This is a genomic window from Paenibacillus sp. J22TS3, from assembly GCF_018403205.1.
Taxonomy (GTDB): domain Bacteria; phylum Bacillota; class Bacilli; order Paenibacillales; family Paenibacillaceae; genus Fontibacillus; species Fontibacillus tuaregi.
In genome coordinates, this window is sequence record NZ_BOSF01000006.1 from 38347 (window position 1) to 52728 (window position 14382).

At 50.1% G+C, this 14382-nt stretch carries 9 protein-coding genes; 4 read left to right on the forward strand and 5 right to left on the reverse strand.

Translation table 11 applies throughout. From position 1 onward, the window contains the following. The first annotated feature begins 163 nt into the window (after positions 1-163). Positions 164-3262: an OmpL47-type beta-barrel domain-containing protein gene (locus KJS63_RS26295; protein ID WP_244862675.1), complete on the forward strand. Its 3099-nt coding sequence runs from the start codon at positions 164-166 to the stop codon at positions 3260-3262. A 177-nt stretch (positions 3263-3439) separates the two neighbouring features. Here the strand turns inward: KJS63_RS26295 and KJS63_RS18525 are convergent, their stop codons facing one another. The 5 genes from KJS63_RS18525 to KJS63_RS18545 all read right to left on the reverse strand — a co-directional run bounded on the left by KJS63_RS18525 (position 3440) and on the right by KJS63_RS18545 (position 10130). Next, a complete protein-coding gene (locus KJS63_RS18525; RefSeq protein WP_213620498.1) occupies positions 3440-7942 on the reverse strand; it encodes an S-layer homology domain-containing protein in 4503 nt (1500 codons plus the stop codon). Positions 7943-8063: 121 nt separating this feature from the next. Then, entirely contained in the window at positions 8064-8585 is a 522-nt protein-coding gene (locus tag KJS63_RS18530; protein ID WP_213620499.1) for a phage tail protein, read from the reverse strand. Positions 8586-8596: 11 nt separating this feature from the next. Further along, a complete protein-coding gene (locus KJS63_RS18535; RefSeq protein ID WP_213620500.1) occupies positions 8597-9094 on the reverse strand; it encodes a phage tail protein in 498 nt (165 codons plus the stop codon). Positions 9095-9121: 27 nt separating this feature from the next. Next, positions 9122-9643 (reverse strand): phage tail protein, encoded by a 522-nt coding sequence (locus tag KJS63_RS18540; protein ID WP_213620501.1) that lies wholly within the window; start codon positions 9641-9643, stop codon positions 9122-9124. A 16-nt stretch (positions 9644-9659) separates the two neighbouring features. Then, positions 9660-10130, reverse strand: coding sequence for a GNAT family N-acetyltransferase (locus KJS63_RS18545; protein ID WP_213620502.1), 471 nt, complete (start codon positions 10128-10130; stop codon positions 9660-9662). Positions 10131-10667: 537 nt separating this feature from the next. Here KJS63_RS18545 and KJS63_RS18550 point away from each other — a divergent pair. From KJS63_RS18550 to KJS63_RS18560, 3 genes are all read left to right on the forward strand, one after another. Then, entirely contained in the window at positions 10668-10898 is a 231-nt protein-coding gene (locus KJS63_RS18550; protein WP_082926755.1) for a plantaricin C family lantibiotic, read from the forward strand. An 85-nt stretch (positions 10899-10983) separates the two neighbouring features. Continuing rightward, on the forward strand, positions 10984-14100 hold the full coding sequence (locus KJS63_RS18555; protein ID WP_213620503.1) for a type 2 lanthipeptide synthetase LanM family protein: 3117 nt from the start codon (positions 10984-10986) through the stop codon (positions 14098-14100). A 63-nt stretch (positions 14101-14163) separates the two neighbouring features. Beyond that, entirely contained in the window at positions 14164-14346 is a 183-nt protein-coding gene (locus KJS63_RS18560; protein ID WP_148449253.1) for a class II lanthipeptide, LchA2/BrtA2 family, read from the forward strand. Positions 14347-14382: the final 36 nt, after the last annotated feature.

The following is a 14382-nucleotide window of genomic DNA, read 5'->3' on the forward strand; positions in this document are numbered from 1 at the left end:
TAGATAAATAGATGTTGTGCCTATCATTAACCTTGAACTATTTTGAGTGAACCAAAACTCCTATTTTATGTTGGTTTTACAAAGAAAGCGCATTCATTTTTCGATTATCTTGTATGATAGAGAGGCAACATATTTTCCAAATCAGAGGAGGAATAAATGACGTATGAACAACAATTGGAGAAAAAGGCTGCTCAGTGTTACCTTGGCCTGCACGCTCGCATTAAGTGGAGCGGCTGTACTCCTGCCGCAGGCAGCGGTGGCCGGAATGGTACCTGCGCAGGCAGCTGATCTTGATGCTGGCCAAGTTCAAGTTCAAGATCCTGTAGAAACTCCAGTCACTGCCCAGGATAGCTCAGCTAGACCGGGTACTTCTGAGAGTGCTGCCGCTGCCGAAGAAGGGGCGGGGAAGACGGATTCCAGGTTAGACCTGAGCACAGCGGCAGTCCCGCTTCCGAATGGGCAGGGCAAGAAGGTGCTGTTCGACAACGCCCATGCCCAGACTGCCGGTGCGGCGGATTGGGTTGTTGACGGCGCATTCTCTGATTTTGCCAATGGATTGAGAAGTGATGGATTTACCGTGGATGCGTTGGAAAGATCTATGCCTTATACCTTCGGGGAGCAGGCCGTTACTTATGATAAATTGAAGAATTATGATGTGTTTGTTATCGGAGAAGCAAATATTCCATATAAGAAATCAGAGCAAGAAGCGCTGCTTCAGTTCGTACGTGAAGGCGGCGGGGTGTTCTTCATTGCCGACCATTATAATGCTGACCGTAACAAGAACCGCTGGGACTCTTCCGAGGTGTTCAACGGCTACCGGCGCGGTGCCTGGAGCAATCCGGCCAAGGGCATGAATGCCGAGGAAGCCTCATCTCCGGCGATGCAGGGAATTGAAAGCTCCGACTGGCTGGCGGACAATTTTGGCCTGCGTTTTCGCTATAATGCGCTGGGTGATGTCAACGCCAGTGATGTTGTCAGCCCTGACCAGTCCTTTGGCATTACCCAAGGGGTTGCCCGTGTAGCGGTTCATGCCGGCTCTACTCTGGCTATCCTGGATCCGCAGAAGGCCAAGGGGCTTGTATATGTCCCAACCGGTGTCCCAGCTTGGGGCAATGCGGTGGACAGCGGCGTATACAATGGAGGCGGACGTGCGGAGGGGCCTTTTGCGGCAATCTCCAAGCTGGGCCTGGGCAAGGCCGCTTTTATCGGGGACTCCTCACCGGTAGAAGATGTCTCGCCGAAGTACGTGCGCGAGGAGAACGGCAAATCCAAAACCACTTATGACGGGTTCAAGGAAGTGGACGATGCCACCTTCCTGGTTCAGACCGTAGAGTGGCTTGCCAATAAGGAGAGCTACACGAGTCTGGGGGAAGTGCCGGGATTAACGCTTGACACGCCTACACAGCTTCTGCCATTCGAGAATCCGGCCGATTCCACGGAGCCTAAGCCGGAGCCATGGGCTGCTCCGGAAGCCGGCTACAAATGGTATGATCCATCCACATTCAAGCCGGGTTCTTACGGTTCATCCAAAATTCCTGATCCGAAGCCGGTCTACGGGTTCGTGAAGCAGAAGCAGCTGCCGAGCGAGCAGGAGTTCCAAATCCGCGTAACTGCGGATAATCTGACACCTGGGCAGGTGCTGTCTGATCTGAAGGTAGGGATCTATCTGGCTGGGGGCCAGCAGATCGCCAGATTTAAGAATGCAAACGGAACCTGGTCTGATTATAATTACAGCCCGCCGTTCAGCTTGACAGGCAATGCGTCCGGTCATGCCGCAATGGAGCTTACAGTACAAATGAAGTCTGGTTCCCTGGGCACAGCCAGCTTGAGATTGAAGCAGGGCAGCACTAATGTTATAACTGAAGCGGTTACGATTGCCAATGTGCCGGCTGAGCCGCTGCCCGGAGACCATCCTCAAGTACCAACGGTTGTTCCGGTTGCTAATGCCCGGCAAGCTGCCGATGGCACTGTGGTCACGGTAGAAGGTGTTATTACTACAGAGCCGGGCCTGTTCGGAGGCCAGGGGTTCTATCTGCAGGACAGCAGCGGCGGGATTTATGTGTTCCAGAATGCCTCCGGCTATCACGCTGGAGACAAGGTCTCGGTCAGCGCCTCCAAGACGGTCTACAACGGGGAGATTGAGCTTGAGAATCCGGTTCTGATTGAGAAAAAGGGAACGGCAGAGCTTCCCGAGCCAGTTATACAAACGGCGTTGTCCGAGAACAATCAGGGGCAGTTCGTTACCTTGCAGCAGGTAACCATCCAGAACTATAAAACAGCGGCGCCAGCCGGATCATTTGAGTTCGATGTTTTGTCCTCAAGCGGGGTAGCTACCCATGTGCGGGTAGATGGAAGAACCGGCATAAGTGCTGAGGCGTTTATGCAGAAGTACCCAGCAGGAACAGTAGTAAATATCTCGGGAATCTCATCGGTCTTCAAAGGCGCTTATCAGTTAAAACCTGTGTCGGAGAAGGATGTGCAGCCTGCCGATTCGGCTGCTCCTGTGACACAAGTAAGTGCAGGAGACAGTAAGATTGGCGAGGGGCAGTATAATCGGACCGAAGTCACGCTGACTTTTGCCGCAACGGATGAAGGCACGGGGGTAGCGCGGACGGAGATCAGGGTGAATGACGGGGAATGGACACCAGTGAGTGAGCCTGTAACCTTGTCTGCAGAGGGCAGATTCAGCATAGAATACCGTTCTGTTGATAAAGCAGGAAACGTGGAGACGGCCAAAGCCATTGTTGTTAATATTGATAAAAAAGGACCTGTCATTACGCTTCCAGCCGGAACGACATTCTATCAGACGGATGCGGCACTTCCAGCCGCGCAGGTCGTGGATGCAGTTAGCGGCGTGGCTAAGACGGAATATACCGTAGATGGCAAATCTGTGGCCGATCCGTCCAGCATTGCCCCGTGGACCCTGCGCCTTGGTAAGCACACACTTAAGGTAACTGCCACGGACAAGGCAGGCAATATCTCCACGCAGCTGTTTACACTCACAGAGACGATTGATGTGGATCACTTGGACGAGCTGGTGGATCTAGGAGCATCCAAGAAGTGGATTACCAAACAGGCGGAAGTGAAGAAGCTGCAAAATAAAGTGGTATCGATCCAACAGGCTAAGAGCAAGAAAGAGCAGCTTGTAAGGCTGGCAGCGTTCGGGGCTGGGGTAGCAGCCCAGACAGGCAAGTCGATTACACCGCAGTACTCTGCGCTGGTGCTTGCGGATCTGATCTATATCGGCAAACAGGCGATGTAGCTAGGCGTTCTGATAAAGGGTAGAGAAAGAAGCGCGGAATTCCGGCACTGCCCAGTGCCGAGCAGTCTCTGATTTCCAATGACAATGGTAAAATCAAAAAGTGAAGGCACCGGATTCGAGTCCGGGGCCTTCATCTTATCTATTTTATGATATTTCGAAGATGTTCTACTCGGTCTTCTATTGGTCGGACATGCTGTTGATCAGGCCTGCGGCTTGCAGGAAGCGTTCCATAATCACAGCAGCCTCTGCCCGGGTCATGTTCTGACCAGGATTTAATTTCCCCGCATCCCCCTTCATCATGCCATGAAGGATGGTAAGTGCCGCAGCAGACTTGGCCCAGTTAGAGATCAGGTCCTTATCCCCGAACAGCTTAAGCTGCTCCTCCACTTGAGTATCCGAAACGGAAGTATCCATATGGACCAGCTTCATCGCTTTGGCCAGTATGGTCATGGCTTCCTCCCGAGTGATATTTGAATTCGGATGGAAGGCATTGTTCGGATCACCCTGCACAAGCCCTTCGTTCACCGCGGTGGATACCGCCTCCTGGAACCAGTCCTTGGAGCTAACGTCTTTGAATGCGGCCGGTTTATCCGCGGGTTTGAGCCCAAGAGCCCTGACTATAACAGCAGTGAATTCCGCCCGGGTGATAGAGTGATCCGGCAGGAACTTCGTGCCGTTCGTTCCTTGGAGTATCAATCTGGATGCCATGTTCTCAATGCCGGCTCGGGCCCAGTGACTAGAGATATCAGTAAAGGTGGCTTTATGGGAAATCACAGCGTATAGGCTGTTGCTCATACTGTTGATCACCGCATAATATCTGCCGTCTTTCTTAATAATTTTAGTCGGAACATGGGTGAGCTTACCTTGAGTGGAAATAACCACGCCTGTCGAGAACCTTGCAGGCATGGCTCCCTCAGGAAGAGCGATGATCCGCTCTACATAACCCGGAAAGCGGTCAATCGCAATCTCTTTTCCCTTATATACAGCCTTGATTGTAAATTCCACTCCAGGGCTGATCAGGATAATTTGCCCGATTCCTACATGAACTACTTTAATTGTGTCTTTAGGCAGCTTGGTTACCTCGATCCGGATCTGGATGTCCTGGAGCTGTGCATCCGGGCCGAACTTGTCTGCCACGGTCTCCGGATGAATGCGGTCTGCCGGAAGGGTATAGGTTGCTGTTTCTGTCTGAATCACCAAGGTGCCATGTTTGGCGTTCAGCATGTTGTATAAACGCGCATTCAGCAGGGAGACTACGGAGTCCGAGTTATTCTTAACCGGAATGGTCATGATGACTCCATCTTTTTCTTTATCCAGATGGGCACGCAGCTTGGTCTCATCCAGAGTCACCTGGGTAATCTGCTTTCCGTTCTCGGATTTGACCTCAGCGGCTGCCATTTGTCCCAAGGAGACTCCGTTGATCAGAATATCCTGATTTGAGACAACCGGTGGCGTGCTTCCACTACCACTACCGCTGCCACCGCTGCCGTTACCGTTACCACCACTGCTTCCATTTCCACCGCCACCGCTTGAGCCTCCACCAGAAGAAGGAACAGGGGAAACCTCTATAGTCACAGAAGCTTCATTGGAGTAATCTTTACCGTCTGTAACGCGGTAAGTGAAGGTATATGATCCATAGTCATCCGCAGTAAAGGTGAGCTTGAACGTTCCTTTGGAGGCGTCAGTTAGAGTCAGCTTGCCCTTAGCCGGAGGTTTCACAATTTCGTAGGTAAGGCTGTCACCGTCGATATCGGAGGCTGACAGTGTGCCGGAGTATTCTGTCCCGCCAGTAGCTTTAAACTGAAGATTCTTGGCGACAGGGGCATCGTTGACCGCAGTGACTTCAATGATGATATTCCGTATGGTTGGATCATACGCTCCACCACCGCTTGCTTTCCAGTTGAAGGTGGTGGAGCCGTACCAGTCTGCATCCGGCACGAAGGTTAGGCTGGTTAGATCTTCAGCGGCTATCTCTTGCCCGGCTTTTACCGCTGTCCCGCTTAGCTTAAGGACTCCGTGTTCCGGAAGATTAACCACTTGTATCTTCTTAAGTGAGTCAAAGTTGAAATCTTTGGCCCTAAAGTTCAGGACTGTATCTTCCTTGGTGCTGAGAGCTTGAACCAGTTCGATGGTGTCCTGATAAGATTCACTTACATTACCTGCCTGATCCTTAAACCGTACATATACCGCCTTGGTCCCATAATTTGTATCTGCAAGGGTCCAGGTTTTGGAGGTAGTGTAGTTTTCCTCACTGCCCCATGTCTGGCCGTCATGAGATAATTGCATTTGTATTGTGCCAATATTGTCCTCGCTGGAGAGAGTCAGGGTAACCTCCTTAGAGCCTGTATAGGCTGCTCCCCCATTAATGACAATCGAGCCGGTTGGTGGTGTTTTGTCCAAGGTGAATTTCACGGTCGCTTTGTTCCCCGCCTCATCCGTTACAACCAGCGTATAGCTGCCTTCCTTCTGAATGGTCGAGCCTTTGGTGAACGGTTCGTTATTAAGCAGGGCGGCGCCTTCATCGAACGTAATAGTTAGATCGGAATTATAAGACTTGCCATCCTCAACCCCGCTAATTACCGGTGGCTTGGTATCTATAGTGAACGTTATGATGGTGCTGTTGCCCGCAGTATCCTTTACATTAAGGACATGCTTGCCTTCAGCGGAAACCTCTGTGCCGCTAGTGAACGGCTGTCCATCCAAAGTTCCTGTACCTTCTTCGAAAGAAATAGTAGGGTACTTGTTGTAGAATGCCTGATCGGATACACCGGTTACTGTCGGTGGGGTCGTATCGAGAATGATGTCATCTGACACAGCTTCGGAAATATTCCCTGCTGCATCGATGAACTGCACGTACACCTTTTTGGAGCCATCTCCTCCAGTGAGAGAATACTCTCTGGTCGATTGATAAGGTTCCGGCGTGCTCCAGCTGTTTCCATCCGCAGAGAATCGAACCTGCTTCACACCAGAAGCGTTAGGAGCGCCGGGATCATTCCCGGTTAAAGTCAGCGTAACCTTGGAATTACGGGTGTACACCTCTCCGGCGTTGATCACGATTGTACCGGTCGGCTTCACCGTATCGACGAAGAAGTTGATCGTGGCTGCATTCCCGGCTTCATCGGTTACAACCAGCTTGTGAGGACCGTCTGTGCTAATCGGTGTGCCGCTGAGATAGTTCTGGTCATCGAGCTTAGCGCTAGCGGTTCCTTCATCAAAAGTTGCTTTAGGAGCCGTGTTATAGATGCCTCCTTCAGTAACCCCTTGAACCGTAGGGGCTAGGGTATCCAACATGATCGTATCCGACACGATGCCGGAAATGTTCCCCGCCTTGTCTGTAAACTGGGCATAGACGGTTTTAGCTCCGTCACCGTCCGTAAGGGTGTAACTCTTGGTGGTAGAGTAAATTTCAGGTGAGCTCCATGTCTCCCCATCTTGGGAGAACCGCATCTTGTCAAGCCCAGAGCTACCCCCGCCTCCCGGATCGCTGGCTGTGATAGCGAGGCTGACGGTGGCCGACTTCGTTGCAGCCGCCCCATTGTTAATAGATATGGTTCCTGTTGGGCCTGTCTTATCGATGATAAAATTCAAGGTTGTCGTGTTTCCAGCCGGATCGGTAACCACTAAGGTGTTTCTTCCTTCCCTGGTTATTAAACTTCCTGAGGTATACACGCTTCCGTTCAGCGTTGCCGTCCCCTCGGCGAAGGTAGCAGTCTGGTCGGTTCTATATACGGCATCATTGGCTACTCCGCTTACTGTAGGCGGGGTGGTGTCCAGAATAATATCATCCGAGAAGGAGACCGTCTCTGTTCCGTCGCTCAGCTGCATATACACTGTTTTGGTTCCGTCGCCTGCAGCAAGGGTCCACGATTTCGTGGAACTGAATTCCTCCCAATCTGACCAGGACTGATTATCGTTAGAAAAACGCATTTTCAATGGGTCTCCATCCGGATCAGTTCCAGACAGATCCAGATTGACGTGAAGTGAATTGGTAAGAGTCACGCCGGAGTTAATGGAGATAGTACCCGTTGGCGGCTCGTTTGCTGCGTAGGTTACTTCGAGTATCGGGACGGTCGAATCATTGTTTTCACTGGCATAAGCAGAAATGCGTGTACTAACTGGGTCTGATTCGTTGCCTGTTAGAATGAGCGTGACGTATCCATTGGCTCTGAATTTTTTAACGATTTCTGTTATATCTGCAGTTTGAGGTTTCGAGTTATCACCAAGAGTATTCTCGGGATTGAGTCGCACGTAATTGTCAGGAGATTTAGTTTTGTCATATTCAGGTAGAGATTGAGAGTTTTCATCCCAATTCACATTATTTGAACCCCAAATTTCTATATATTGATTGGGTTGAAATACTTGCTCTCTTGTTTTAAGTTTTAAAATTGCTTGAGTAATTTTTCCGGGTACACTCCCTAAATCAAATTTTAGTACGCTCCTTTCAATTGTATCTAGTCCATCTTGCTTTAAATGTCCAATATACAAGTCGATATCGTCTATGCGTTCTCCATTCTGAACTGATCCGGGATCCGCGTTCCACGGATAACTGAAGTTCAGATCGGCTACCGGATTTTTAGTAACCGTTGTTCCACTGCCATCAGCAGAAGTATTAGCCACCGCAAATGGTTGAAGTATCCCCACGAACAGGACAAGGATCAGCCACTGTGAAATTCTCTTCATATATTACCTCCCTATAAATAGAGATCTAGAAATCCCAGACATTAAATAACCTTGCGGCCTGAACTAAGGTGAATTTGAAATGACCTGAGCCCAAATTAGGGTCAGGTCATGCTGCGTATCTTCAACCGCGTGGAGGGAAGCTCCCCTCTAAAGCGATGATAAAGTTCACCGCCAGGTACGGCTGCATGTTATTGTGGGGCAAACTAGACCCGGTAACGCCAATTGCCAGAGGATTCATGTTCTGGTTAGAGGATGGCGAATAAGCAGGAGGTCCGACCCGTCCTGCCGTCTTCGTCCATACCGCATTCGTCGGCTCTGCAACCCCATTGGTAGTATTCTGGCAGGCCGGAATATGGGTGTGGACAGGCATTTCCGTTGTCAACAGCGTTACACTAGCCGTTCCTCCTGGACTTCCCAAAGGCCTTGGCGTAAGGCCAGGGCCTTGCCCTTGATGCATAGGTGCCCGGCCGCGAAGATCGGGAAGAGCGAAGGTCGTTTTCCCGTCCCCCCCGTAGGTGTTGCCCAAGAGCGAGAACAAAGGTGTGTTGTTATGAATGGGCACTATACTCCCGTCACAGAAGGCCCAGCCCTTAGGCGCAAAGGTCCCCGCAAAGATACGGATTTCCCCAACATATTGATCCATAATCGGCCTCCTTAATTCCTTGGCGGATAAAATCCGGTAGTTGCAATACAAAAGGTTAGAACACTGTACGGCTGCATATTGGTATGCGGCTGGCTGCCGCCGCTTGTTCCTAAAGCTGCTGGGCTCATGGTTGTGTTCGGCTCAGTCGCATAGTCTGCGGAAGAAGGCTTACCCCATACTTTTCCGGAAGGATCATTGGATGTGGCGCCGGTGGCATCTCCCATGGCCAGGTGATTATGGGCTGGCATCTCCTGTGTAGTCAAGGTATGAGCGGACTCACCGGCGGCTTGTCCAAGAGTGATTCCATTTCCCGGGTGCACAGGAACCCGGCCGCGCAGATCAGGCAGCGCAAAATTGTTAACCCCATCTCCGCCATAGGTAGTCCCAAGAAGGGAGAACAAAGGTTGATTTGTAGCGATTGGAAGAAGCTGCCCGTTGCATTCCGCCCAGCCTCTGGGCGCATAATTACAGGAAAAGGCACGGATTTCACCTAAAAAAGTCTCTGCCATTTGAATTTCCCCCTATAAAATTAATGATTAATCTCGCGAAGGGTAGACACCATTCAGCGCAATAATAAAGCTGATCGGCAGATATGGCATCATATTGCTGTGCGGCTGACTGTTTCCGGCAGGACGGATAGCCGAAGGGCTCATGCTGCCAGTCGGAGCAGCACTGCTGTACGGCTTCATGCTGCTGCTAAGTCCCCATACGTTGTTGGTAGGGTCTACGAGTTCCCCGCTGCTCATATTGGCGTTAATAGGATGGGAATGCCTTGGAAGCTGGTTGGTTGTCAGAGTTACGGCCTCCACACCTGCCTTCTGTCCCAGAAGATAGGTAATGCCATCAACTCGACTTTGTCCTGTGTGAACAGGAAGTCTCCCGCTCAGATCCGGCAGGGCAAAGGTGGTGACCCCATTGCCTCCGTAGGTTGTGCCGATAAGCGCGAAGAGAGGCTCGTTCTCACTGATCGGAAGCAAGGCTCCGTTGCAGAAGGCCCATCCCGCAGGCGGGAAATTGCCCGCAAACATGCGGATCTCACCCAAATACGGCTCACTCATGATAAGTCTCCTTCCGTTATGAAATTGTCTGATTGCTCCATACCATCTCCCAATAGGTTTCGGTCTGGCTGCACGGCAGGAAGCCGTGACGTTCGTAAAGTCTTCTGGCTGGATTCGTAGGAGTGACTGAAAGAAATAGAGGAATTTCCTGGCTGCCTGCTTGGCGTTGAAGTTCGTGGAGTAGGGCGCTTCCAATCCCCTTGTTGCGGAAAGGGGGCAGCAGACAAATATCAATGAGGCGGATACTCTTGGTGTCGGATTGGACTAACATTCTTCCGGCAGGCTTTTGATCATAGGAGATGATGTGGTTGATTGCCTGTGGGTACTGCAATTGATAGGACTTAGTCTGCATGGTCCACTGCATGAACAAGAAGGATTGAATTTCTTCTTCTCCCCAGCCCCATGTCTTCACCTCATCCCATCTTCCCGAGACAAACACTTCATATAGAAAAGGCTCATCTTCGGGCAATGCCTTTCTGATTTCCATGCCTTAACCCCTCAGGAATTTAGTAGAGATGTACTATGAAAATAGTGCTATTTAGAAATACCATAGAGGATTTGTGTTGTCAATTCTTGTTATTCACTTCTTTCTAAATGAAATGTGATATGGAAGAAGGAGGAAATTGTTCTCGCTGAAATGTAAAGAATTCTATGAAAAGGAAAGAACTAATGAAGGAATAAGACTATTAGAAGAATGTAATTTTTAGATTTCAGATCGTGTTTTAGGGAGAGAGCAAGCAAAGAAAAATGGTCCTTATGTACCGAAAAATTACCATATTTAGTAAGTTAGCAAATCAGATGAGCTATCCCGCGGCCAGCCTGGCCTGCTGTGAATTTCACTGATTTTCATGGAATTCTGAAAATAGTACATAGGCTATAACATTTCCAGGAGTCAAAATGGAAGTTTACTGGAAACCAGGACAATGTAAGCATTTACATAGATTAAATCTATAAGCTAGTATCGGCGTAGGGTACAAATTAGAAATTGTATCCAACAAAACCAATTGAAAGGCAGGGATTATTTATGAAAATGGCTGTGCTCAAAAATCCGGTATTGAGAAACAAAATTGGGTATGAAGGTGAGAATCCTTCAGGAAACGTGCTGGAAGAAATTAAAGATCATGATGTTGTAGGCGCAATCAGCTGGGGAACGGTTCTGACAACCCTGGCTTGTCTGGGTGCCAGCTATGCTCTAGGTGACAAAGGGCAAGTATGTACTGCAACCGTAGAATGCATCAATAACTGCCGGAAATAATTATCGGTCTTACGTATAAGTCGTTGGCATAGGGCAGACCAACCAGCTGCCTTATGCCAATGTCAAAACAAAGGGAGGCATTCGCATGGAACTCACAGCAGAATCCGTTCAAATTACCGGCAAGGATATTGTGAATTACTGGCTTGGTCTGTTTCCCGAGATAGAGAACGAGGATAAGTTACAAGAATTATTACATATGATTGGTGAGTTAAGCCTTGAATGCCTGATTGATGAAACTATGCAGAGACAGCAGGAGCTGGTTTCGGTCCCTCATGAAAGATTTGCTGCTTTGATGGATAAGCCGCTGGCTGAATATCTAATCACTCATGCGGACCGCTTGGAACGTTATGTCCCCTTCTGTCATTTCTTCCTTCCTGTTGTAAGTCATGAGCTTGGCCCGTTCCAATCGTGCCTTGCTGAAATGGAAATTGTAGAGGATCCAGTCCTGTTTACTGAGCATACGGTAAAACATATTCTGGACAGCCTGTTCGAGCTGGCCTACCGGGTTATCGTGCTGGAAGTAAACGCGGCGCGGATGAGCGGGCAGCTGAAAGGGGCAACGTCCCAGGAACGCTTAACTTATTTTGCCGATGTCCTTCTTAAAGATAAAAGTTACCTACTAAGCATATACGAGGAATACAGCACTCTAATTGAGGTTTTGAGTATTACCACACGAAATTACTTTAATTTTACTCTTGAAGTACTGCACAATACGGCGACAGAGAAGATGAGCCTGGAATCTGTGTTCTTCATGAAGGAGCCGATGGGCCGGGTAGTCAAGCTGGATACAGGAGCAGGCGATGGTCACAAGGGTGGTAAAGCGGTATCGATCATGCACTTCACCAGTGGAAGCAAGCTGGTGTACAAGCCTAGAAGCCTGGAGCTGGAAATAGGCTTTAATGAGCTGCTTCACTGGCTGAACAATCAGGCGGCAAAGGCTGGGAAGGTTCTGGACTTTCGGACAAGCCGGGTGTACAGCTTGCAGGACTGCGGGTGGATGGAATTTATCGAGAATGAGGAGTGCCCGGATTACCAGGCGCTTGAGAGGTTCTATGTCCGCTCAGGTCAAATTTTATGCCTGCTGTATGTGCTGAACTCCGTCGATTTCCATTTCGAGAACCTGATTGCGTCGGGGGAACATCCGATGCTGATTGATATGGAATCCATCTTCCATGCGGTGGCCAAGGGAGAGAAGAAGGAGGAGCACAGCGGTTATATCAAAGCAAGGAAAGTTATCAATTCTTCCGTCAATATGATCAGTCTTCTGCCTACGGTCCTTAGCAAGAGATCGGGAGCCGATGAAATCAGCTTTGACCTTGGCGGTTTAAGTGTTCATGAAGAGCAGACCATTCCTATTAAGTCGTTGTTTATCGATGGAATTGAAACGGACCTCGTCAAGGTGTTGAGGCAGGACAGTGTCATCACACCGAAGTCCAACAATCCCGTATTTGAAGGGAGAATTGTCAGCTCAGAGGATTACGTCCGGCATCTGAAAGATGGATTCAGCCAAATGTATCTATGGATCATGAACCACAAGCGGGAGGTCGAGCATAAGGTCAAGATGATCTTCTCGGCCATGAGAAGCCGCCTGATTATGAAAGCGACGGCCTTCTACGGACAGCTTCTGAAGATCGCCGCCCATCCTGACTTTATGAGATATGAGGCCGACCGCCGGATGATTCTTCACCGGGTGGCCCTTAAGGCGAGTGAGGTTCAGAAGTGGATCGTCAGATCCGAGTATGAGGATCTCTACCAGAATGACATCCCTTATTTTACCGTGGATATCAATGATACCCGGGTGATTAATTCACGCGGCGAAGCCTGTGAGGATCTGCTGGAGCGGAGCTCGATGAGTGCGGTGCTGGAGAAGCTGGAGTCTCTTTCCCTGGGCGATTTGAACAGACAGAATGAGTTTATCGAGATGTCTTATTTCAATAAAAGAACGGACGAAGCCGATCTTACCGGTATTCAGCTGGGGACCGGCCCGCGCAAGCTGACTCCCGAACGCTGGCTCCAGGTGGCGGAGGAGATTGGTGAGCACATTCTGGACAGCAGCATCAGCGGCAGGAATGATGCGGGGAACCCCGACAAGTTCTGGATTAGCACGAGCCTTCAGGGCTTTGAGGAGAATATATGGAAGCCCGATGTTCTAGGGTTTGATTTATATAACGGGAATGCCGGCATAGCCTTGTTCCTCGGATATTTAGGGAAAATTACCGGCCGGGCCGATTTCAAGGAAGCCGCCTTTGAGGCCATGGAGATGCCAAAGAGCATCATGCAGACGCTGGAAAAGGATCAGCCTTACTCGATCGGAGCTTTCACCGGCCTCCCGGGTATTATGTATACGCTGCACAAGCTGGCCGATCTATACCGGGATGAGACGAGCATGGATTTCATCAATGCTCACATGGACACCCTTGGACAGGTGCTTCTGAAGGATGAGATTCACGATGTGATCGGCGGAGCAGCCGGGGCTATGGCCGTTGCGCTCTCCATGTACAATACGCCGAATGAAAAACTGAAGAGAGCCTCGCTTAAGCTGGCCATGGCCAGCCGCGATCAACTGATGCGGTCCGCGAGGCAGCAGGAAGAGATGATCTTCTGGCCTTCCGTCGGGGATAAGTCCTACTCGGGCTTCTCCCACGGCAGCGCCGGAATTATCACATATATGCACAAGCTTTATACCCTGTGCGGGGACAAAGAGATTCTGGCGGATTTGGGCAGAGCCCTCCGGTTCGAGCGGAGCCTCTTCTCTGCCGGGGATGGCAACTGGTTCGTGTCAGACCGCCGGGATAAGGTAAGCCATGGCTGGTGTCATGGGGCCCCTGGAATGTTGGTCAGCAAATTGCTGCTGCTTAAGACGGGCTACTCGGATAGTCAGCTTGAGCAGGAGATTGAGACTGCGGTTCACACCACGATGAAGTACGGTATCGGAAACAATCCGACTTACTGCCATGGGGATCTCGGCAATCTGGCCGTGCTCCGCTTCGCTGGAGAGTTAACCGGGAACCATCAGCTGCTGAACCAATCCAACATCGCTTATCAAGAGCTCTTTGACCAAGTGCTGTCGAAGGAGTGGAATCAGAAGAACATGAAGAGCGGCTGGTCGCTAAGCCTGATGATTGGCATCACAGGTTTTGGATACTCGATGCTCAGACAGTATGCGCCAGATGTGGTTCCTGAGTTTCTCTGGCTGGAATAGAAGCTGATATATCGGCGGGCAACCGCCTATATATAAATATTTTAAATCATGAGAGGAGAATGAATGATGAGAGCAGAACTGAATCAGATTTCCGGAATGATCGAGGAGAACGAGCTTGAACTGTTGGCGGGTAACGAGGATGTCAAAGGCGGCTGGACACCGGTAGCCACAGTGGTCATCTCGGTTATTGGTCTCACCATGAATGCAACTCCATGCCCTACATCCGCTTGTACGAAATCCTGTTAATTCCGTAAGACTCAGATTAGGCAGGGGAGCACTGGC

Bases quoted from the DNA above. Each gene is read 5' to 3' on its own strand.
- KJS63_RS26295 (WP_244862675.1), top strand. From the start codon at position 164: ATGAACAACAATTGGAGAAAAAGGCTGCTCAGTGTTACCTTGGCCTGC.
- KJS63_RS18525 (WP_213620498.1), bottom strand. From the start codon at position 7,942: ATGAAGAGAATTTCACAGTGGCTGATCCTTGTCCTGTTCGTGGGGATA.
- KJS63_RS18530 (WP_213620499.1), bottom strand. From the start codon at position 8,585: ATGGATCAATATGTTGGGGAAATCCGTATCTTTGCGGGGACCTTTGCG.
- KJS63_RS18535 (WP_213620500.1), bottom strand. From the start codon at position 9,094: ATGGCAGAGACTTTTTTAGGTGAAATCCGTGCCTTTTCCTGTAATTAT.
- KJS63_RS18540 (WP_213620501.1), bottom strand. From the start codon at position 9,643: ATGAGTGAGCCGTATTTGGGTGAGATCCGCATGTTTGCGGGCAATTTC.
- KJS63_RS18545 (WP_213620502.1), bottom strand. From the start codon at position 10,130: ATGGAAATCAGAAAGGCATTGCCCGAAGATGAGCCTTTTCTATATGAA.
- KJS63_RS18550 (WP_082926755.1), top strand. From the start codon at position 10,668: ATGAAAATGGCTGTGCTCAAAAATCCGGTATTGAGAAACAAAATTGGG.
- KJS63_RS18555 (WP_213620503.1), top strand. From the start codon at position 10,984: ATGGAACTCACAGCAGAATCCGTTCAAATTACCGGCAAGGATATTGTG.
- KJS63_RS18560 (WP_148449253.1), top strand. From the start codon at position 14,164: ATGATGAGAGCAGAACTGAATCAGATTTCCGGAATGATCGAGGAGAAC.